The organism is Burkholderia sp. LK4 (assembly GCF_001043615.1).
GTDB classification, from domain to species: domain Bacteria; phylum Pseudomonadota; class Gammaproteobacteria; order Burkholderiales; family Burkholderiaceae; genus Burkholderia; species Burkholderia cepacia.
On the sequence record NZ_LDUL01000124.1, the window covers coordinates 1 to 1,267 of the forward strand.

The following is a 1,267-nucleotide window of genomic DNA, read 5'->3' on the forward strand; positions in this document are numbered from 1 at the left end:
GCTGTCCACCTCGACCTCGACGGGCCTCTCGTCGGCTAACAGCTCCATCACTTCGCTGTCGACCTCCACGTCGACCGGCCTGTCGTCGGCAAATAGCTCGATCACGTCCCTGTCCACGTCGACCTCGACCGGAATCAACTCGCTGTCCACCGGCCTGAGCTCGACCAACAGCTCGGTAACGTCGCTGTCGACCTCGACCTCGACGGGTCTTTCGTCGGCCAACAGCTCGATCACGTCCCTGTCGACCTCCACGTCGACCGGTCTGTCGTCGGCGAATAGCTCCATCACTTCCCTGTCGACTTCCACGTCGACCGGCATCAACTCGCTGTCCACTGGCCTGAGCTCGGCGAACAGCTCGGTGACGTCGCTGTCCACCTCAACCTCGACGGGCCTCTCGTCGGCTAACAGCTCGATCACGTCCCTGTCCACGTCGACCTCGACCGGCATCAGCTCGCTGTCCACCGGCCTGAGCACGGTCACGACCACGACGGACAACCTCGGCACCAGCACAGCATCGGCACTCGGCGGCGGCGCCAAGTACGACCCGACGACCGGGACGGTCTCCGCGCCGGCGTACACGACCTACAACGCGAACGGCACGACGTCGACCGCCAACAGCGTCGGCTCAGTGATCGACAACATCAACAGCCAGGGCATCAAGTACTTCCACGCGAATTCGACCGGTGCCGACAGCGTCGCGACCGGCACCGACGCCGTCGCCATCGGCAGCGGCGCCACCGCGGGCACCAACAATTCCGTCGCGCTCGGCGCCAACTCCCAGACCGCCGCGGCCAATCCCACGAGCAGCGCGACCGTCAACGGCGTCACGTTCGGTGGATTCGCAGGCACCGCGCCGGTCGGCACCGTTAGCGTCGGCAGCCAGGGCAACGAGCGACAAATCACCAACGTCGCCGCCGGCCAGGTGACGCAGACCAGTACCGACGCGATCAACGGCAGCCAGCTCTATTCGGTTGCCCAACAGGTTGGTACCGCGACCAGCGCCATTTCGTCGTTGTCCACGTCGACCTCGACCGGTCTGTCGTCGGCCAACAGCTCGATCACTTCGTTGTCCACCTCGACCTCGACCGGCCTGTCGTCGGCCAACAGCTCGATCATCTCGCTGTCCACCTCGACCTCGACCGGTCTGTCGTCGGCCAACAGCTCCATCACGTCGTTGTCCACGTCGACCTCGACTGGCTTGTCGTCGGCTAACAGCTCCATCACGTCGCTGTCCACGTCGACTTCGACGGGCCTGTCGTCGGCGAAT

1 pseudogene is annotated in these 1,267 nt (G+C 65.0%); it reads left to right on the forward strand.

Features of this window, described 5'->3' with window-relative positions:
- Window positions 1-1,267, forward strand: a pseudogene (locus tag VK92_RS41255) (ESPR-type extended signal peptide-containing protein); the annotation flags it as partial.